At 67.8% G+C, this 17,728-nt stretch carries 18 protein-coding genes and 1 riboswitch; of the genes, 11 read left to right on the top strand and 7 right to left on the bottom strand.

Annotated elements, in window-relative coordinates:
* The first annotated feature begins 14 nt into the window (after positions 1-14).
* Both ACIQCM_RS08980 and ACIQCM_RS08975 read left to right on the top strand, forming a co-directional pair.
* A complete protein-coding gene (locus ACIQCM_RS08980; RefSeq protein ID WP_400606047.1) occupies positions 15-803 on the top strand; it encodes a DeoR/GlpR family DNA-binding transcription regulator in 789 nt (262 codons plus the stop codon).
* Between the two features lies 1 nt (position 804).
* The gene (locus ACIQCM_RS08975) at positions 805-1,584 is read left to right on the top strand and encodes a CPBP family intramembrane glutamic endopeptidase (RefSeq protein ID WP_400606049.1); all 780 of its coding nucleotides are present in this window, start codon (positions 805-807) and stop codon (positions 1,582-1,584) included.
* A gap of 100 nt (positions 1,585-1,684) precedes the next feature.
* Here the strand turns inward: ACIQCM_RS08975 and ACIQCM_RS08970 are convergent, their stop codons facing one another.
* Positions 1,685-2,323: a VOC family protein gene (locus ACIQCM_RS08970; RefSeq protein WP_400606050.1), complete on the bottom strand. Its 639-nt coding sequence runs from the start codon at positions 2,321-2,323 to the stop codon at positions 1,685-1,687.
* A 173-nt stretch (positions 2,324-2,496) separates the two neighbouring features.
* Positions 2,497-2,612: riboswitch (SAM riboswitch) on the top strand.
* Between the two features lie 12 nt (positions 2,613-2,624).
* Here ACIQCM_RS08970 and ACIQCM_RS08965 point away from each other — a divergent pair.
* The 3 genes from ACIQCM_RS08965 (at position 2,625) to ACIQCM_RS08955 (ending at position 6,516) form a co-directional block, all read left to right on the top strand.
* Positions 2,625-3,740 carry a homoserine O-acetyltransferase gene (locus ACIQCM_RS08965; protein WP_400606052.1) on the top strand — a complete coding sequence of 372 codons (1,116 nt, stop codon included), beginning with the start codon at positions 2,625-2,627 and terminating at the stop codon, positions 3,738-3,740.
* A 182-nt stretch (positions 3,741-3,922) separates the two neighbouring features.
* A complete protein-coding gene (locus ACIQCM_RS08960; RefSeq protein WP_400606053.1) occupies positions 3,923-5,305 on the top strand; it encodes an MFS transporter in 1,383 nt (460 codons plus the stop codon).
* Positions 5,306-5,397: 92 nt separating this feature from the next.
* Positions 5,398-6,516: a zinc-dependent alcohol dehydrogenase family protein gene (locus ACIQCM_RS08955; RefSeq protein WP_400606055.1), complete on the top strand. Its 1,119-nt coding sequence runs from the start codon at positions 5,398-5,400 to the stop codon at positions 6,514-6,516.
* A gap of 48 nt (positions 6,517-6,564) precedes the next feature.
* Here ACIQCM_RS08955 and ACIQCM_RS08950 read toward each other — a convergent pair whose 3' ends face one another.
* Positions 6,565-7,464: a LysR family transcriptional regulator gene (locus tag ACIQCM_RS08950; RefSeq protein ID WP_400606057.1), complete on the bottom strand. Its 900-nt coding sequence runs from the start codon at positions 7,462-7,464 to the stop codon at positions 6,565-6,567.
* A 139-nt stretch (positions 7,465-7,603) separates the two neighbouring features.
* Here ACIQCM_RS08950 and mmsB point away from each other — a divergent pair, with 139 nt between their 5' ends.
* A complete protein-coding gene (mmsB, locus tag ACIQCM_RS08945) occupies positions 7,604-8,515 on the top strand; it encodes a 3-hydroxyisobutyrate dehydrogenase (RefSeq protein ID WP_400606059.1) in 912 nt (303 codons plus the stop codon).
* Positions 8,516-8,547: 32 nt separating this feature from the next.
* Positions 8,548-10,032 (top strand): CoA-acylating methylmalonate-semialdehyde dehydrogenase, encoded by a 1,485-nt coding sequence (locus ACIQCM_RS08940; RefSeq protein WP_400606061.1) that lies wholly within the window; start codon positions 8,548-8,550, stop codon positions 10,030-10,032.
* A 2-nt stretch (positions 10,033-10,034) separates the two neighbouring features.
* On the opposite strand, the gene ACIQCM_RS08935 is transcribed toward ACIQCM_RS08940, so the two are convergent.
* Positions 10,035-10,514 (bottom strand): SHOCT domain-containing protein, encoded by a 480-nt coding sequence (locus ACIQCM_RS08935; RefSeq protein ID WP_400606064.1) that lies wholly within the window; start codon positions 10,512-10,514, stop codon positions 10,035-10,037.
* A 32-nt stretch (positions 10,515-10,546) separates the two neighbouring features.
* Complete coding sequence (locus ACIQCM_RS08930) at positions 10,547-11,434, bottom strand: SGNH/GDSL hydrolase family protein (RefSeq protein WP_400606419.1); 888 nt, start codon at positions 11,432-11,434, stop codon at positions 10,547-10,549.
* Positions 11,435-11,549: 115 nt separating this feature from the next.
* Here ACIQCM_RS08930 and ACIQCM_RS08925 point away from each other — a divergent pair, with 115 nt between their 5' ends.
* Positions 11,550-12,200, top strand: coding sequence for an alpha/beta hydrolase (locus ACIQCM_RS08925; RefSeq protein ID WP_400606066.1), 651 nt, complete (start codon positions 11,550-11,552; stop codon positions 12,198-12,200).
* A 36-nt stretch (positions 12,201-12,236) separates the two neighbouring features.
* Here ACIQCM_RS08925 and ACIQCM_RS08920 read toward each other — a convergent pair whose 3' ends face one another.
* Positions 12,237-12,470: an RNA-binding S4 domain-containing protein gene (locus tag ACIQCM_RS08920; protein WP_400606068.1), complete on the bottom strand. Its 234-nt coding sequence runs from the start codon at positions 12,468-12,470 to the stop codon at positions 12,237-12,239.
* A gap of 32 nt (positions 12,471-12,502) precedes the next feature.
* Here ACIQCM_RS08920 and ACIQCM_RS08915 point away from each other — a divergent pair, with 32 nt between their 5' ends.
* From ACIQCM_RS08915 to ACIQCM_RS08905, 3 genes are all read left to right on the top strand, one after another.
* Positions 12,503-13,513, top strand: coding sequence for a DMT family transporter (locus ACIQCM_RS08915; RefSeq protein ID WP_400606070.1), 1,011 nt, complete (start codon positions 12,503-12,505; stop codon positions 13,511-13,513).
* A gap of 134 nt (positions 13,514-13,647) precedes the next feature.
* Positions 13,648-15,033, top strand: a complete 1,386-nt coding sequence (locus tag ACIQCM_RS08910) for a glycine--tRNA ligase (RefSeq protein WP_400606072.1) — start codon at positions 13,648-13,650, stop codon at positions 15,031-15,033.
* A gap of 2 nt (positions 15,034-15,035) precedes the next feature.
* Positions 15,036-16,097: a GNAT family N-acetyltransferase gene (locus ACIQCM_RS08905; protein ID WP_400606074.1), complete on the top strand. Its 1,062-nt coding sequence runs from the start codon at positions 15,036-15,038 to the stop codon at positions 16,095-16,097.
* 70 nt (positions 16,098-16,167) lie between these two features.
* On the opposite strand, the gene ACIQCM_RS08900 is transcribed toward ACIQCM_RS08905, so the two are convergent.
* A complete protein-coding gene (locus ACIQCM_RS08900) occupies positions 16,168-16,968 on the bottom strand; it encodes a DUF1295 domain-containing protein (RefSeq protein ID WP_400606076.1) in 801 nt (266 codons plus the stop codon).
* Positions 16,965-17,672, bottom strand: coding sequence for an alpha/beta hydrolase (locus ACIQCM_RS08895; RefSeq protein WP_400606079.1), 708 nt, complete (start codon positions 17,670-17,672; stop codon positions 16,965-16,967). Before ACIQCM_RS08895 ends, ACIQCM_RS08900 begins: the two co-directional genes overlap by 4 nt.
* Positions 17,673-17,728: the final 56 nt, after the last annotated feature.

The raw sequence follows: 17,728 nt of genomic DNA, 5'->3' as shown, positions 1-17,728 counted from the left end.
TCCCCGGAGGCCGCATGACCCGAACCGACCGACTCACGGCGATCCTGGACCTGTTGGCCCGGACAGGCCAGGTGGAAGTCGAGGAGATCGTCAACACGTTGAACGTCTCGCCCGCCACCGCCCGGCGGGACCTGGACAGCCTGGCCAAGCGCCGGCTGCTCACCCGCACGCGGGGAGGGGCGACCACCGGTGCCCTGGCCTATGACCTTCCCGGCCGGTACAACCGGGACGACCACGCAGAGGCCAAGCAGCAGATCGCCCAGGCCGCGTCCGCGCTGATTACCCCCGGTGCCGTCATCGGACTGTGCGGCGGCACCACCAGCACGGTGCTGGCGCAGATCCTGGCCACGCGCGAGGACCTGAACGCGCCGTCCAACCAGCCCACCCTCACCGTGGTCACCAACGCCATCAATATCGCCGGGCAGCTGGCCGTCCGGCCCAACATCAAGGTCATGGTGACCGGCGGCATCCTCAACCCCCGTTCCTACGAACTGGTGGGCCCCTATACGGACATCATCATGCAGAAAGTGGTGTTGGACATCGCCTTCATCGGCGTCAACGGCATCGATCCCGAGGTGGGGCCCACCAACACCGGCGAAGGGGAAGCTTCCGTCAACACCCTCCTGGCCAGCCGGGCCCGCGTGTCCTACGTCCTGGCCGATTCCTCCAAGGTGGGGGTCCGCGCCTTCGCCACCATGCACGGCTACAACTTCACCAGGCTCATCACCGACGCCGGGATCTCCGCGCGTGACAAGGCCGCCTTCGAAGCCAGTGGCACTCAAGTGATCGTGGCGCCTGCCTGACATGCTGGTCTCATCGCGCCGACGCCTCACATTCGAAGTCCTCATCGTCCTGGGCCTGTCCCTGGGCCAGTCGGCGGTGTACTCCGTGGTGCAGCTCCTGGACAAGATGTCCCGCGCGCCGCTGGCACAAGGCACGTCCACGCTGAACCGCTCCCAGAGCAGCCGCGAGTACTTCGACCTGGCCTACCAGCTGCTGGACATCATCTTTGCCCTGGTCCCGGTGCTGCTGGTGATCTACTTCCTCACGGGCCAGCGGCAGGCAGGCACCGGGGATCCTGCCCAGAGCGGGTCAGCCTTCCGGAAACTGGGCTTCGACCTGGCCCGCCCCGGCCGGGACATCCTGCACGGACTGGGGCTGGCCGCCCTGATCGGGGTGCCTTCGCTGGGCCTCTACGCGGCCGGCCGGGCACTTGGTATCACCACCGCCATCGTCCCCAGCGCCCTCGACGCTTACTGGTGGACGGTCCCGGTACTGGTCCTGTCCGCCGTCCGCCACGGGGTGGTGGAGGAGGTCATCGTGGTGGGTTACCTGCTGGACCGGTTCGGAAAATTCGGCTGGAGCGTGCCGGCTGCCATTGCCGTCAGCGCCCTGCTCCGCGGCACCTACCACCTGTACCAGGGGTTTGGGCCCTTCATCGGAAACGTGGTGATGGGGATCGTCTTCGCCTGGCTGTACACCCGGACGCGCCGGGTCATGCCGCTGGTCGTCGCCCATGCCCTGCTGGACACGGTGGCCTTCGTCGGCTTTAGCCTCTTCGGCCGTGCCGTGGGCCTGGGCTGATTCAGCGCGGTTGAAGGGAATTTGGCTTAAAGAGAATTCGGCCGCCATCGGTGGGCGACGCCGTTGTCACCCGCTGATGGCGGCCGAAGCTGTGGTGCGGTCAGATCGTGACGGGGCCAGTGGCGGTCTCGAACGTGACGGCGAGGATGCCCGGGGTGCCGTGTGGGGCCACCCAGTCCACGGCCACGTCTTCCAACGGGCGTTCCACCGGCTCGCCGAGCCATTCGGTGACGCGCTCGGGGGAGCCGGCGATGGTCAGCGAGCGCATTTTCAGGCTGCTGTTGTAGGCGTTCGAGGGGTGCAGCGAGGGATCCCCCTCCCACTTGAGCATGTAGGGGACCTGCGGATCAGCGATCAGGCCCAGGATGCCGATCTGCTTCCAGACCAGTTCGCGGCCGTCAGGGAACTTGCGGTTGCCGTTGACCGCGGAGCGGCCCAGGCGCTCCTCGAAGGGTGCCAGGTCGTCCACTTCGACGCACCAGCCCATCCAGCCGCCGCCGGCCGCGGAACGGGAGCGGACGGCCTGGCCGAACGGAGCCTTGTCCGACGCCGGGTGGTCCAGGACCTCCACGACCTCAAGGTACTTGTGGCCCGCCAGAGGGATGATCATGTTGCGCGTCCCGAAGCGGGGATGCACCCCGCCCTTAACCGCCTCGACGCCAAGGGCGGAGGAAATCCGGTCAGTGGTGGCAGCCAGGCCATCGTGTTCACAGGCGTAAGAGACGTGATCCATGCGCATGGCAACATCTTGGCACTTTGTGATCGGGCTCTCAGCTTAGGATCGCCTTACTTGGAAATAAGCGGGGAGCCGTCCCGGACGACCACCCGGAAGGGCGCGCCGGCGTGACGCCGGATGTCATAACGGGTCACATGCGTGGCGCCGCCCGGGGGATCTTTCATACACTCGGGGGAGGTCATGAGTGCCAGCAACAGCCCCGGCTTGCTGGCCGGCAACCCTCCTTCCGCGGCGGGGTGCCCCGGGTGAGGACCTGGCCTGCCGGCCTCCCGGCGGCGGGCAAGCGCGCAGAAGAGGTTTGTATATGACAGTCACCGTTCCCCGTACCGCAGGGCCCCGGCATGGCGTGGTCCGCTACGCAGGCATTGGCGGGATGGAGCTGGAGGCCGGCGGATTCCTGCCGGATGTCACGCTGGCCTATGAGACCTGGGGCACCCTGAATGCCGACGGTTCCAATGCCGTCCTTATTGAGCATGCACTGACCGGCAGTACCCACGTGACGCGCGGCGACACGGACGAGGACGGCTGGTGGGAAGAGCTCGCCGGCCCCGGCGCGCCCGTGGACACGGACAAATTCTTTGTGGTGGCCATTAACATCCTGGGCGGATGCTACGGGTCCACCGGGCCGTCGTCGCCCGCTCCGGACGGGAAACCCTGGGGCTCCCGCTTCCCGCTGGTGACCCTGCGCGACAGCACCGTGGCCGAGGCGCGGCTCGCCGACCAGCTGGGCATCCGGTCCTGGTTCGCAGTGCTGGGTGGATCCCTGGGCGGGGCGCGGGCGCTGGAATGGGCCGTCACCTACCCTGAGCGGGTCCATCGCTGTGCGGTCATCGCCATCGGCGCAGCCAGCACCGCCGAGCAGATCGCCTTTGCCCAGGCCCAGACGCTCGCCATCCGACAGGACGCCAACTACAACGACGGCGACTATTACGACGGCGCGTTCCCCGAGGGCGGCCTTGCGCTGGCCCGCAGGATCGCCCACATCACCTACCGTTCCGCGCAGGAGTTTGACGGCAGGTTCGGCCGCAACCCGCAAGCGGGCGAAGCTCCGCTGCAGGCGGAGACCCTGGCTGGGCGCGGCCGGTACCAGGTGGAAAGCTACCTCGACCACCAGGGCGCCAAGCTGGTCCGGCGCTTCGACGCCAACAGCTATATCGTGCTCACCGAGGCGCTGATGAGCCACGACGTCACCCGCGGCAGGGGATCGCTGGCGGAAAGCCTGGCCCGGACTACCGCGAGATTCTTCGTGGCCGCGGTGGATTCCGACCGTTTGTATTTTCCGGAGCAGTCGCGCGAGCTCGCCGCCGCCCTGCCCGGAGAGGTGGACGTCCACCTCATTGCCGCGCCCATCGGCCATGACGGCTTCCTGACCGAGATCGGCCAGCTCGGCGCCCGGCTGCGTGATCACCTCGGCGCATAATCCGGGCCCCTTGCAGCCTCCTGTGTGCATTTATGCAGATGCCTTCTGCACTATTTGCCGTTGAGGTTGCGCCTGTAGAAAGGCCATACTCGTGTGAAGTGGCGGTATGTTGTGTACATCACATCGCATTGCCTCATCCTGGTCGCATCTGGCGTCGACGTAGACGCCGAAGGAGTTCATTAATGAGTACGGAAAAGTCAGCCGCAGGGCGGGTCGGGGAACCTGACGTCCAGGCCAGCGGCCTTAAGAAGGTCGTTACGGCTTCCATGGCCGGCACGGTCGTTGAATGGTACGAGTTCTTCCTCTACGCCTCGGCCGCCACGCTGGTGTTCGGCAAGACGTTCTTCCCCAATTCGGGCACGGAACTGGACGGCATCATCGCCGCCTTCGTGACGTACGCCGTCGGATTCGTCGCCCGCCCCATCGGCGGCATTGTCTTCGGCCACTTTGGCGACAAGTTCGGCCGCAAGCAGCTGCTGCAGCTCAGCATCATCCTGGTGGGCGTTGCCACCTTCCTCATGGGCTGCCTGCCCACGTTTGCGCAGATCGGCTACTGGGCACCGGCCCTGCTGGTCTTCCTGCGGTTCGTGCAGGGCTTCGCCGTCGGCGGTGAGTGGGGCGGCGCCGTCCTGCTCGTGGCCGAGCACAGCCCGAACAAGTCGCGCGGTTTCTGGTCCAGCTGGCCGCAGTCCGCAGTTCCCATGGGCAACCTGCTGGCAACCGGCGTCCTCTTCACCCTGTCCTCCACGCTCTCCCAGGAGGCCTTCCTCGGTTGGGGCTGGCGTGTTGCGTTCTGGCTCTCCGCGGTGATCGTCATCATCGGCTACTACATCCGGACCAAAGTCCAGGACGCCCCGATCTTCATCGAGGCCCGCAAGGAAGTTGCCGTTGAAAACAAGGGCTACGGCGTCGCAGAGGTCTTCCGCCGCTACCCGCGCGGTGTCTTCACCGCCATGGGCCTGCGCTTCGCCGAGAACATCCTCTACTACCTGGTGGTGACGTTCTCCATCACCTACCTCAAGGTCGTCGTGGAAACGGACACGTCCCGGATCCTGCTCCTGCTGCTGGTGGCCCACTTCATCCACTTCTGCACGGTGCCGCTGGTGGGCAAGATGTCCGATGCCTTCGGCCGCCGTCCGGTCTACATGGCCGGCGCCATCCTGGGCGGCACCTGGGGATTCTTCGCCTTCCCCATGATGGACACCGCCAACGACATGATTATCCTGGCAGCCATCACCATCGGCCTGATCTTCCACGCCCTGATGTACGCGGGCCAGCCCTCCATCATGGCCGAAATGTTCCCCACCCGGATGCGCTACTCCGGCGTATCCCTGGGCTACCAGGTGACCTCGATCGTTGCCGGTTCGTTGGCCCCGATCATCGCCACGGCCCTGCTGAGCAACTTCGGCTCCTCCACGCCGGTGGCGCTGTACCTGCTCGGAGCCTGCGTCGTCACGGCCATCTCGGTCTTCTTCCTCAAGGAAACCCGGGGTATCTCGCTGCGCGACGTTGACGCTGCGGATGCCAAGGGCACCGCGGACCTGCTCGCCGCGTCCAAGAAGTAACCCACGGCGACACCAGCCAGGGCAGCTGCCCGGATCCGGTTTCCGGGTCCGGGCAGCTGCATGCCATGAACCATCCACAGCAAGGAGCCGCCATGCGAGCCGCTGTCCTCTACAACACCGTTCCCGCCGGAACCAGCTACACAGATGCCCGTCCCCTGGTGGTGGAGGAGCTTGACCGCCCCGAGCCGCGCGCCGGGGAACTGGGCATCGCCATCACCTATTCCAGCCTCTGCCATTCGGACCTCTCGGTGGTGGACGGATCGCGCGTTCGCCCGCTTCCCATGGCGCTGGGACACGAGGCGGTAGGACGGGTGCAGGCCGTGGGACCCGGCGTCGAAGGTGTCTCCGTGGGCGACCACGTGGTGCTGGTCTTCGTTCCCAGCTGCGGCGACTGCCGCGCCTGCCGGGCCGGCCGGCCTGCCCTGTGCCACCGTGCCGCCGAGGTCAACGGCTCAGGGGACCTGCTGCACGGTGAGGCCCTGCTTCGGACGGCCTCCGGGGAACGAATCAACCACCACCTGGGTGTCTCGGCGTTCGCCGATTACGCGGTAGTGGCTCGGGAGTCGGTGGTGGTCATCGACGACGGCATCCCGGACACCGTGGCGGCCATGTTCGGCTGCGCAGTGCTCACCGGCATGGGCGCGGTCTTCAACACGGCAGCGGTCGACGCCGGCCAGTCGGTCGCCGTCTTCGGCCTCGGCGCCGTGGGGCTTTCGGCAGTCATGGCAGCACGCCTTGCCGGCGCGGCCTCCGTCATTGCCATCGACCCGAACGAGGGCAAGCACCGGCTCGCCCTGGACTGCGGAGCCACGGCGGCGGGAACTCCGGACGATGCCTCCCGGCTGATCGCGGAGGCCACCGGTGACGGCGTGGACGTGGCAGTGGAGGCCGTAGGTTCCGCGCGCGTGATCGCGTCCTGCCTGGAGCAGGTTACCCGCGGGGGTGCAGTGGTGTCCGTGGGCCTGCCGCATCCCTCTGCGGAACTGACGGTCCCGGCCCTGCAGTTCGCCGGCGCGGGCAAGCGGCTGCTGGGCTCCTACATGGGCGACGCGGTCCCGGAGCGCGACATCCCGCGCTACCTGGGCTTTTGGCGTGAAGGACGGCTGCCCGTGGAACTCCTGCACACGGACACCCGGCCCCTGGCTGAAATCAACGAAGGCCTGGACGCCCTCGCGGCCGGCCGCGTAGTGCGGCGGCTCTTCCAGCCCTGAGCCGGCCCGGGCGCACGCATCAACGCAAGGCCCGGAAGGATGCTGTCCTCAGGACGCGAGCAGGTCCTGCCGCGCGGCCACCTCTTCCTTGAGCGCCGTAATGACCGCCTGCACCCGTCCTGAGCGCAGCGACTCCGGCCGGGCCACGGCCCAGATGGGCAGCTGCCGTTCGAAGTCGTGCGGCAGGACCGGAACGAAATCGGGGTCGCGGCTGACCATGAAGCTCGGCAGCAGCCCGATGCCCGCGCCCTGGCGCACCGCCTCGACCTGGGCGAAGATGCTGGTGGCCTGGAAGCTCGATTTCGGCATCGGAAGCTGCGAGGACCGGTGCCCCAGTTCCGCCACCTGGAGCGCGGACTCAACGTAGGAGACGAAGCCGTGCTGCCCGACGTCGTCGGGCGTGTCCGGAACCCCCCGCCGGGCCGCATAGCCGGCGCTGGCGTACAGCCGGAGGTAGTAATTGGTGAGGAAGATGGTCTGTGCATTCCGCACGTCCGTTCCCCCCACCACCACTTCCAGATCCACGCCGGACCTGTTCTGGCTGACCTTGCGGGTGGCGCTGAGCATCTCCACGTTCAGCAGCGGATGGCGCTGCTGCAGTCGGACCAGCGCAGGGGTGACGAAGTCGGCGCCAAAACCGTCCGAGGTGCTGATCCGCACCATCCCGGAGAGCGCATCGCGCTCCTGGCCGATGGCGCCGGCCAGGGTACCCAGCGTCTCCTCGATCGCCTCGGCCGCCGCCACGGCGGAGGCGCCGAGTTCCGTCAGTTCCCAGCCGTGCGGACTGCGCTCCAGCGTGCGGCCGCCCAATTGCCGGTCCAGGGCAAGGATGCGCCGCGAAATCGTCGTATGCGTGGTGCCCAGTGTCTCCGCCACCGCGTTGAACCGGCCCAGCCTCGCCACCGTCAGCAGAATCAGCAAATCGTCGGGGCTCGGCAGACTGCCCACGTGTTCCGCCCTCCAAGCCTGTGCATCAATGCACATGGCATCTGTGATTTTTTACCTTGATTGCACTTTAGCAGCATGTGATGGTGGACACAGACCATTCCGGCCAAGGCGGCCGGGACAGAAGCGAAGGAGCTTGCACATGGCAGTTATCGGTTGGATCGGGTTGGGAAACATGGGCGGATCCATGTCAGTGAATCTCGCAAAGGCGGGGCATGACGTACGGGGCTTCGACCTCAACCCCGCCGCCGTGGCCGCTGCGGAGGCCGGCGGGGTCAAGCCCGTCGCCGGTATTGCCCAGGCGGTGGAGGGGGCCGACGTCGTCTTCACCATGCTTCCCAAGGGCGAGCACGCCAAAGCCGTGTACCTGGGCCCGGACGGCGTCCTGGCCCACGCGTCCACCAGCACCCTCCTGGTGGATTCCTCCACCATCGACATCGCCTCGGCGCAGGAACTGCACGACGCCGCAGCTGCCGCCGGCTTCCGCTTTGTGGATGCCCCGGTGTCAGGCGGCATGAGCGGGGCCAAGGCCGGCACGCTGACCTTCATGGTGGGCGGCGAGGACGGCGCGGTGGCCGACGCCACCGAATACATCCGCCCCATGGCATCGAACATCATTCCCACCGGCGGTGCCACCACCGGCCAGGCCGCCAAGATCTGCAACAACCTCATGCTCTTCATCAACCTGGCCTCCACCGCCGAAGGCGCCGTCCTGGCCGACCGCCTGGGCCTGGACAAGCAGGTCTTCTGGGACATCGCCTCGGTGTCCTCCGGGGACAGCTGGGCACTGCGGACGTGGTACCCCGTCCCCGGTGTGGTGGACACGGCGGCCTCCAACAACGACTTTGCCCCCACCTTCACCACGGAACTGGCCAACAAGGACATCGGCCTGGCCATCAGCGCAGCAGAGGACACCGGGACTCCGCTGGAAATCGGCAAGCACGTCCAGCAGCTGTTCCAGCGGCTGATCGATGCGGGGGAGTCCGGCAAGGACTGCTCCATGATCATCAAGCTCGCCGACGGCTCGCTCGACGCCGCAGACCAGTCCGCCTGACCGTACCGAACTTCCCAGCCCGAAAGAGACCCATGCAGACAATTCCGCACTTCATCAATGGCCAGCGCGTCAGCGACGCAGAGCGCTTCGGCCCTGTTTTCAACCCCGCCACCGGCGCCCAGGACAAGCAGGTTGCCCTGGCCTCCGGTGCCCGGGTGGAGGAAGCCATCGCGGCGGCGAAGGCTGCCCTGCCGGCGTGGCGCGCCACCAGCCTGGCCCGGCGCAGCAACATCTTCTTCAAGGTCCGCGAGATCCTCAACGAGCGGAAGCCCGAACTTGCCGCCATCCTTACCAGCGAGCACGGCAAGGTCCTCTCCGATGCCGAGGGCGAGATTTCCCGCGGCCTCGAGAACATCGAATTCGCCACCGGACTGTCCCACATGCTCAAGGGCGAGCGTTCCGAGCAGGTCTCCAGCGGAGTCGACGTCCACTCGGTCCGCCAGCCAGTGGGTGTGGTGGCGTGCATCACGCCGTTCAACTTCCCGGCGATGGTCCCGTTGTGGATGATCGGCAGCGCCCTGGCCTGCGGCAACACCGTGCTGCTGAAGCCGAGCGAAAAGGACCCGTCGTCGGCCGTTTTCATCGCCGAGGTGTTCGCTGAGGCCGGCCTGCCTGCCGGCGTCCTCAATGTGGTCCAGGGCGACAAGGAAGCCGTTGACGTCCTCCTTGAGCACCCGGACGTCAAGGCGGTCAGCTTCGTGGGGTCCACCCCCATCGCCCAGTCCATCTACAAGCGTGCGGCGGACCACGGCAAGCGAGTCCAGGCCCTGGGCGGCGCGAAGAACCACATGGTGGTCCTTCCCGACGCCGACCTGGACATGGCAGCCGACGCCGCGGTTTCCGCCGCGTACGGTTCGGCCGGTGAACGCTGCATGGCCGTCAGCGTCCTCGTGGCGGTGGGCAACATCGCCGACGACCTCGTGGAGGCAATCCGGACGCGGATGGCGGACCTGAAGATCGGCCCCGGCACGGATCCGGCCTCCCAGATGGGCCCGCTGATCACTGCCGAACACCGGGACCGCGTCGCGTCCTACGTGGCCGGCGCTGAAGACGAAGGCGCCACCGTGGTGGTGGACGGCCGCCGGCAGCAGTTCGATTCGGACGGCTTCTTCATCGGCGTCAGCCTGGTGGACCATGTCAAGCCCGGCATGAAGGTCTACGACGAGGAAATCTTCGGTCCCGTGCTGTCCGTGGTCCGCGCCGAAACCTACAGCGATGCCGTCCGCCTGGTCAATGAGCACGAATTCGGCAACGGAGTTGCAATCTTCACCCGCGACGGCGGCGCGGCCCGGCAGTTCGAGTTTGATGTCGAGGCCGGCATGGTGGGCATCAACGTCCCCATCCCGGTGCCGGTGGGAACGTTCTCCTTCGGCGGCTGGAAGAACTCGCTGTTCGGCGACACGCACATGTACGGCCCGGACAGCATCCGCTTCTACACCCGCGGCAAGGTGGTCACTACCCGGTGGCCGGACCCCTCAACCTCCGTCATCGACCTCGGCTTCCCGCAGGTGGACTGACACTAGCCGTTCATGATCTCGTTGCGGCGGGCCATGTACTCCTCCATGGAGATTTCGCCGTCGCTGTACTGCCTGTCGAGTTCCGCGAGCTTCCGGGCACGGAAGCCCTGCGGGGCCGACGGCGGCGGGGGAGTGGCCGGGGCAGCCGGCTCTTCCGGAGCCGGCTGCTGCTGCCAGGGCCGGGGCGGCGCGGGCGGCCCGCCATAGAGATCCGGGAGCGGAGCCGGCGGCTCCACCGGACGCGGCCGGCTGATGTCCTGGAATCCGCCGGAGAAGTAGTCCTGCTGGGTGTAGCCGTCGCGCGGCTGCCTGTTCCGGGGGCCGGCTGATCCGGGGAACTGTCCGGGCCCCGGAAACTGCCCCGGGTACTGGCCGGGGAATCCCTGGTCCTGGTTCCGGCGGGCCACGGACTTCCGGTACATCCGCAGCCCCATGGGGATGAGGAAGGACAGGACAAGGATCCAGAAAAACAGGTTGTTCACGGGGAATCGCCTCTCAGGTGTGTCCTTCCAGCTTAAGCCCGGCTGCCCTGCCCGGCTCCTTCCCGGGTGCCTTCTTCCCGGGTGCCCTGCCCGTTGGCGCTGCCGGGCGGCCCCTCGCCGGAACCCAGCGGAACCCCAGGGCCAAAGACGGGACCCGGCGTCGGACGTTTTGCGGTGATGCCGTCGCCGGAGGACTGGTGCATGAGCCGGCGCAGCACCCACGGCACGAAGTACTCGCGCGCCCACACCAGGTCCCCGGAGCGCGCCTCGCGCCAGGTGCGGGGCGGCAGCGGCTTGGGCTGAAGCGGTTCCAGGGTGTGTTCCACGTTGAGGGCGTCCAGCACCATGGCCGCGATGGTGTGGTGACCCAGCGGGGAGAAGTGGAGCCGGTCCAGGTCCCACATCTGTGGATCCCTGAGCTGCCTGAGCGACCACATGTCCGCGATGACCGCATCATGCCGCGACGCGACCGTGCGCAGGTTCTCGTTGTAGATGGCCACTTTGCTGCGGATCCGGCCCAGCACCGAGGAACCGGTGTCGGGGCCGTTGAACAGCACGACCGTGGCCCCGCTCATGGTCAGGATCTGCACCACGGAATCGAGTTTCGCGGCCAGGGCGTCGGGATCGCCGCCGGGACGCAGCAGGTCATTGCCGCCGGCGGACAGCGTCACCAGGTTCGGCTTCAGTGCCAGGCACGGGGCCAGCTGCTGGTCCACGATCTGCTGCAGGAGCCGGCCGCGGACCGCGAGGTTGGCGTAGGCGAAGTCCGGCTGGGTCCGGCCCAGTTCCTCCGCCACGCGGTCTGCCCAGCCGCGGAAACCGCCGGGGCTTGAGGGTTCGGGGTCACCGATGCCCTCGGTGAAGGAGTCGCCCATGGCCACGTACCGGGTCCAGGGGTGGGAGCCCGGGCGGGCCGGCATGGTCTGGATGGCGCTGGTCTCACTCACGGTCCTATCCTGCCTTTCGCCGCTGTGCCTACGCGAACGTAGGTTGCTGCTGCTGGTGCGCCGGGAAGGTGCTGTAAGAATGGAAACCATGACTGAAGCCGAAGTATTTCCCGCCCCCGTTGTCCTGTGGTCCCACCCGGAGGACCAGCGTGACGGGAAGCCGCTGCTGGTGCTGCTGCATGGTTACGGCGCCAACGAACAGGACCTGCTGAGCCTCGCGGACCTGCTGCCGGGGGACTTCGCCGTCGCCTCCGTGCGCGCGCCCATCGCCATGGGTCCCGGCTTCACCTGGTTCCCGCTCACCGCGTCCATCGACTACTCCCTGGAGCGGGTCAAAGCCGCCTCCGCGTACGTCCTGGAGTGGATCGACGCCATTCGGGCGGGGCACCCCTCGGTCACCCTTCTGGGCTTCTCGATGGGCATGGCTATGGCCACCACGCTCCTGCGTCAGCGGCCCACGGACTTTGCCGCCGTCGTCGGGCTTTCCGGCTTTGTGGTGGACGCCGGGGACGACCCCACCTTCCATGACGACCAGCTGGACGGCACCGTTCCGATGTTCTGGGGCCGGGACCAGCAGGATCCGGTCATTACCCCTGACAAGATCGACTTCACCATGGGCTGGGTCCGCAAGCACGTGAAGCTTACCAAGGTGCTGTACACGGGCATGTGGCACGGCATCAACCAGCAGGAAATCGGGCATGTGGGTGAATTCCTCACCCACGAGGTACTGCGGAAGTAGCGCGTACGACGGCGGAGCGCGCCTGCCGCGGGCCGGTTACCCTTCGCCGGGGCGGGCCACCCGCACGGACTGCCCGTTCACGGTGACGGTGTCGCCGTGATGGAGCTGGCGGCCGCGGCGGTCCTCGATCTCCCCGTTGACCTTGACCAGCCCGTTCCTGATCAGTTCCGCCGCCTCCACGCCGTCCTCCACCAGGCCGGCGAGCTTCAGGAGTTGGCCCAGTCGGATCATGGTGTCGCGGATGGGGACGTCTTCAACGGGGTTGCTCATGAAGCAATGATGCCTGACGTAAGGTGTGTTCAATGACTTCTCCCTCCCGCCTGCCGCTGCTGGCCGGGCTTCCGCTGGCCGTCGGCGCCGGACTCGTCATTCCCGTCCAGGGCCGGATCAACGGCGCGCTGGGCACCCGGCTGGATGACGGCATTGCCGCTGCCGTGGTGAGCTTCAGCACAGGGCTGGTCCTGATGGTGGCGGTTTCGCTGCTCCTGCCCCGGGGCCGGGCGGGGCTGGCCAGGATCGTTCCCGCCCTCCGGAGCAGGGCGTTTCCGCCCGCCTACGCGCTGGCCGGAGCCATCGGCGCGCTCTTCGTTTTCGCACAGTCCTTCACCGTGGGGATCCTGGGTGTGGCGCTGTTCACTGTGGCCGCCGTGACCGGGCAAACCGTCAGCGGCCTCCTGGTGGACCGGATGGGCATCGGTCCGGCCGGCCGCAAAACGGTCACCGGCATCCGGGTCGCGGGCTCGGTCCTGACCATCGCGGCCGTGGCGTGGGCGGTGTCCCCGCGGTTCACAGGGACAGGAGCCGCCGCTGCAGCCGGAGGGGCCGACGGTTCCGGCGGGCCGGGGGCGCTGCTGGTGCCGGTGCTGCTGCCCGTCCTGGCCGGCTTCCTCATGAGCTTCCAGCAGGCCATGAACGGCACCGCCACCATGCACTACGGATCGCCCATCGCCGCCACGCTGGTCAACTTCGTCGCCGGCACGATGGTTCTCTGGGGCGCGCTGGCTGTCAAGGTGGCCGTGTCCGGGCCGGTGAATCCGCTGCCGTCCGAGTGGTGGTACTACCTGGGCGGGCCGATGGGGTGCGTGTTCATCGGCCTGAGCGCCCTGCTGGTGCGGACCCTCGGCGTGCTGGTCACCGGGCTGGGAATGATCGCCGGACAGCTGACGGGTTCCCTGGTCCTGGACATCGCCCTGCCGGCCCCGGGCTCCGTGGTTGCCCCGGCCACAGTGCTGGGAACCCTGCTCACCCTCGCCGCCATCATCCTGACTACCCTGCCCTGGCCCCGGGGCGCCTTTCGGCGGCAGGGCCGGTAGGCTAGGTCTCGCAGCTTTCTTGCACCTTTTCCGCATCCGGGCCTCCGGCATCCCCGTGCTCTCCGCGCGGGAACCCCGGGGCCGGAACAACCGCGGACCGCACCCAGCGGCCCTGTAGAAATTGGAGTTCCCCCATGGCAGCAAAATCCGTCCTCGACCAGGTCATTTCCCTCTCCAAGCGGAGGGGCTTCGTGTTCCAGGCCGGTGAGATCTACGGTGGTTCGCGTTCTGCCTGGGACTACGGGCCCCTCGGCGCGGAGCTGAAGGAAAACATCAAGCGCCAGTGGTGGCAGTCAATGGTCCGCGGCCGCGAGGACGTGGTGGGCCTGGACTCCTCCGTGATCCTGCCCCGGCAGGTCTGGGAAGCGTCCGGCCACGTGGAGGTCTTCTCCGACCCGCTGGTGGAGTGCCTGTCCTGCCACAAGCGCTACCGCGCGGACCACCTCGAGGAGGAATACGAGGAGAAGAAGGGCCGCCCCGCGGAGAACGGCCTGAAGGACATCGCCTGCGCCAACTGCGGCACCCGCGGCGAATGGACCGAACCGCAGGAGTTCTCCGGCCTGCTCAAGACCTACCTCGGCCCCGTCGCCAGCGAAGAGGGCCTGCACTACCTGCGCCCCGAAACCGCGCAGGGCATTTTCGTGAACTTCAACAACGTGCTCACCACCTCCCGGAAGAAGCCGCCGTTCGGCATCGGCCAGATCGGCAAGTCCTTCCGCAACGAGATCACCCCCGGAAACTTCATCTTCCGCACCCGCGAGTTCGAGCAGATGGAAATGGAGTTCTTCGTCGAGCCCGGCACGGATGAGGAATGGCACCAGTACTGGATGAAGGAGCGCATGGCCTGGTACACCGGCCTGGGCATCCGCCAGGAAAACCTGCGCTTCTTTGAGCACCCGCAGGAAAAGCTCAGCCACTACTCCAAGGGCACCACGGACATCGAATACCGCTTCGGCTTCCAGGGCTCCGAGTGGGGCGAGCTCGAAGGCATCGCCAACCGCACCGACTTCGACCTCTCCACGCACGCCAAGGCCTCCGGTACGGACCTGAGCTACTTCAACCAGGCCACCAACGAGCGCTACACCCCCTACGTGATCGAGCCGGCGGCCGGCCTGACCCGCTCCTTCATGGCATTCCTGGTGGACGCCTACACCGAGGACCAGGCCCCCAACGCCAAGGGCGGCGTGGACGTCCGCACCGTCCTGAAGCTCGATCCGCGCCTGGCCCCGGTCAAGGCCGCCGTACTGCCGCTGAGCCGCAACGAGGACCTGTCCCCGAAGGCCAAGGACCTCGGCGCCCAGCTGCGGAAGAACTGGAACATCGACTTCGACGACGCCGGCGCCATCGGCCGCCGCTACCGCCGCCAGGACGAGATCGGCACGCCGTTCTGCATCACGGTGGACTTCGACACCCTGGAGGACCAGGCCGTGACCATCCGCGAACGGGACACCATGAGCCAGGAGCGCGTCTCCCTGGACAAGGTGGAAGGCTACCTGGCCGCACGCCTGATCGGCGCCTGAGCATGGCCATCGAGTACCGCGAATGGCGCGAGGGCGATGACCTCGCGCTCCTGGAAATCTGGGGCGGACCCGAAACCGCGCAGGCCGGCCAGTTCCGCAGTGCGCTGGCGGTTTCCTCGGACGGGTCCGGCGGCGAACCATGGCGCCGCTGCATCGTGGCCGAGGACGTCATCGACGGCGTCGGAATCCCGGTGGCTGCCGGTGTGGTCTACGAAGCCTCACTGCATCCTGAACGGCTCTGGACCTACATCGAGGTGGCCGGCGACCACCGCCGCTCCGGCATCGGCGCCACGCTGCTGACCATGCTGCGGCGCGAAGCCGGCCACGCGCCGTCGGGCGGTGAAAAGCTCCGCGCCAAGGTGGAGCCGGGCACCGCGGGCGCCGCCTTCGCGGAGGCCTTCGGCCTGGCGCCCATCCAGCGCTCCCGGCTGGTGGTAGTGGAGCCGGGCGCGCTTCGTCTCCCCGTATTCCCGGACGACGGCGGAACGGCCGGCGAAAACGCCGGCTCCGATGTGGTCATGGACCTGGCCACCGGTTCCGTGGAATTGACCGATGTGGTCGGCCGCTACTACTCGGCCATCCACAGCTGGGACCCGCCCGGCGTGCTGTCCGTGGGCCAAGTGCAGAAGCTGTTCCTGGACGACCTCACCGGGGCGCACGGGGCCATCGTGCTCCGGGCCAGGCCGGAATCGGCGTTCGGTGCCGGCGTGAAGCCCGCCAAAAAGGGCCGCATCAGGGCATTCGCGGTCAGCTATGCCGCTCCGGCGGATCCGGACGCCGCCCCCGGTTTGGCGGGCGCCCGCGCCCCCGGGAGCGATGACGCCGGCCCCGGCGCCGCCGGCCGGGAAACACCGACGGACGTCTTCGTGGGACACGAACCCGCGCTGGACCCGGCGGACGCTGCCGAAGCTGTGCGCGACATCCTTTCCCTGATCGCGTACCAGCACCCGGTCATGCTGGAACTGGACGATTCGATGACTGCCCTGCGCGCCGCCGTCGAACCCCTCCTTGACAGCGGCAAGGCCCGGCTCGCCGGTGCCGAAACGCTGGTGGTTTCGGACTAACCGACCCAGCTGGCTGCGCCCAGTGTCGTTTTGAGCACCCTTAACGGCACTGGGCGCTGCCTGGTTGCGGTCATGGCCGCTTGGGAGGCCACGGGATGAATCCGCTCGTGGCCTCGACGTACTCGCGGTAGCCCGGCCGGCCGGACATGGCCTTCTCCGTCAGCGGCTTGCCGGTCTTCGCGGCGAGCGTCCACACCATCAGCGCGGGGGAGAGGACGGTCAGGACCCCCGGCCAGGAGTCCGCGGCAACCAGGAACAGGCCGGTCCACACTGCGGCGTCGCCGAAGTAGTTGGGGTGGCGCGTGTAGCGCCACAGCCCAGTATCGAGCACGGTGCCCTTCCGGGCGGGGTCCTTCCTGAACTGCGCCAGCTGCCAGTCGCCCACGGCCTCGAACACGAAGCCCACCAGCCACAACGCCGTTCCGGCCGCTGCCAGCCACCCCGGCGGCCCGGCGGTGAACATGCCCACCTGGATGGCCAGCGATACGAAAAACATCACCGCGCCCTGCGGCAGGTAGACACGGCGCAGGGCATAGGCATTCCGTGAACCCGGCGCGCCGGCCAACAGGTTCCGGTAGCGCGGATCCTCATGCCCGCCGCGGGCCCGCAAGCCGATGTGCAGCCCCAACCGGAGGCCCCACGCGGAGGTCAAGACCAGGAGCAGGAGCCGCCGGCCGTCGTCGCCATGCCCGGCGGACAGCACCCACGCCACAACCGCCACCGCCACGAACCCGGGACCCCACGCCACGTCCATCAACGAGTGCCGCCCCTGCCGCACGGCCACGGCAAAAGTCAGCATCAGAACTACGACGACGGCGCCAGCGGTCCAGGGGAGCGAGGCCACGAAGGCGGCCCACGGGAAAGGAGTCACAGGGTCACCTGGAGCGCGGACTCCGGAAGCAGGCGGGCGAACGTGCGGGAGGGAACGGCGGGGGCGCCGGTGCTCTCGGCGAAGGCCTTCAGGACGAACCCGGTGGTGAGCGACTGCCACAGCCGGACCTTGCGGAGCATGAAGTGTCCGGCGCCCGTGAGCGCCACATACTGCATTCCGGCGGCACTTTCAGCTGCCCGTCGGGCGAAGGTGAGGGACGCGGCGGGACTGGTCCAACGGTCCCTGGTGCCATGGATGATCAGCACCTTCTTCCCGGCCACAGCCGCTGTGGAGGTGGTCGGGCCCAGCCACGGTGCCAGCGCCACGACGGCCGCCACCTGCGGATGGCCGGCGGCAGACAATGCGGTGAGGCCACCCATCGAATGGCCCACCAGGAACACCGGTACGTCAGGATGCTGCTCCTGGATCAGCCGCAGCGCCCACCGGGCGTCCTGCAGCGGCGACATATCCGCCCCGTTCCAGCCCCGGACGCTGTTGCGCAGAATCCAGACCGCCAGCCCGTGCCGCCGGCCGGCACGGTGCAGGTCCTTGGCAAACGGCACCATCCTGGCCGGGCTGAGGTGCCTGGACTCCACGGGTTCCCTGCTCTGGGACTTGCCTCCGTGCAGCACCAGGGCCACACCGCGCACCGGTCCCAGGGGCGCCAGCACTTTGAGAATTGCGCCGTTGCTGCTCTGGACCATACATGCCGCCTTCCATCCTGCCGCGTACCCGTGCAGGCCATTTATCAACCCTAAGG

Origin of the sequence: Pseudarthrobacter sp. NPDC092439, assembly GCF_044754945.1 — a bacterium.
Lineage (GTDB): Bacteria > Actinomycetota > Actinomycetes > Actinomycetales > Micrococcaceae > Arthrobacter.
The sequence above is the reverse complement of the archived record's forward strand: the minus strand, read 5'-3'. Positions and strand labels throughout refer to the sequence as shown.

What these genes read in the sequence shown, in the direction of transcription:
- ACIQCM_RS08980 (WP_400606047.1), top strand. Translation starts at nt 15, where the DNA reads ATGACCCGAACCGACCGACTCACGGCGATCCTGGACCTGTTGGCCCGG.
- ACIQCM_RS08975 (WP_400606049.1), top strand. Translation starts at nt 805, where the DNA reads ATGCTGGTCTCATCGCGCCGACGCCTCACATTCGAAGTCCTCATCGTC.
- ACIQCM_RS08970 (WP_400606050.1), bottom strand. Translation starts at nt 2,323, where the DNA reads ATGCGCATGGATCACGTCTCTTACGCCTGTGAACACGATGGCCTGGCT.
- ACIQCM_RS08965 (WP_400606052.1), top strand. Translation starts at nt 2,625, where the DNA reads ATGACAGTCACCGTTCCCCGTACCGCAGGGCCCCGGCATGGCGTGGTC.
- ACIQCM_RS08960 (WP_400606053.1), top strand. Translation starts at nt 3,923, where the DNA reads ATGAGTACGGAAAAGTCAGCCGCAGGGCGGGTCGGGGAACCTGACGTC.
- ACIQCM_RS08955 (WP_400606055.1), top strand. Translation starts at nt 5,398, where the DNA reads ATGCGAGCCGCTGTCCTCTACAACACCGTTCCCGCCGGAACCAGCTAC.
- mmsB (WP_400606059.1), top strand. Translation starts at nt 7,604, where the DNA reads ATGGCAGTTATCGGTTGGATCGGGTTGGGAAACATGGGCGGATCCATG.
- ACIQCM_RS08940 (WP_400606061.1), top strand. Translation starts at nt 8,548, where the DNA reads ATGCAGACAATTCCGCACTTCATCAATGGCCAGCGCGTCAGCGACGCA.
- ACIQCM_RS08930 (WP_400606419.1), bottom strand. Translation starts at nt 11,434, where the DNA reads ATGCCGGCCCGCCCGGGCTCCCACCCCTGGACCCGGTACGTGGCCATG.
- ACIQCM_RS08925 (WP_400606066.1), top strand. Translation starts at nt 11,550, where the DNA reads ATGACTGAAGCCGAAGTATTTCCCGCCCCCGTTGTCCTGTGGTCCCAC.
- ACIQCM_RS08920 (WP_400606068.1), bottom strand. Translation starts at nt 12,470, where the DNA reads ATGAGCAACCCCGTTGAAGACGTCCCCATCCGCGACACCATGATCCGA.
- ACIQCM_RS08915 (WP_400606070.1), top strand. Translation starts at nt 12,503, where the DNA reads ATGACTTCTCCCTCCCGCCTGCCGCTGCTGGCCGGGCTTCCGCTGGCC.
- ACIQCM_RS08910 (WP_400606072.1), top strand. Translation starts at nt 13,648, where the DNA reads ATGGCAGCAAAATCCGTCCTCGACCAGGTCATTTCCCTCTCCAAGCGG.
- ACIQCM_RS08905 (WP_400606074.1), top strand. Translation starts at nt 15,036, where the DNA reads ATGGCCATCGAGTACCGCGAATGGCGCGAGGGCGATGACCTCGCGCTC.
- ACIQCM_RS08895 (WP_400606079.1), bottom strand. Translation starts at nt 17,672, where the DNA reads ATGGTCCAGAGCAGCAACGGCGCAATTCTCAAAGTGCTGGCGCCCCTG.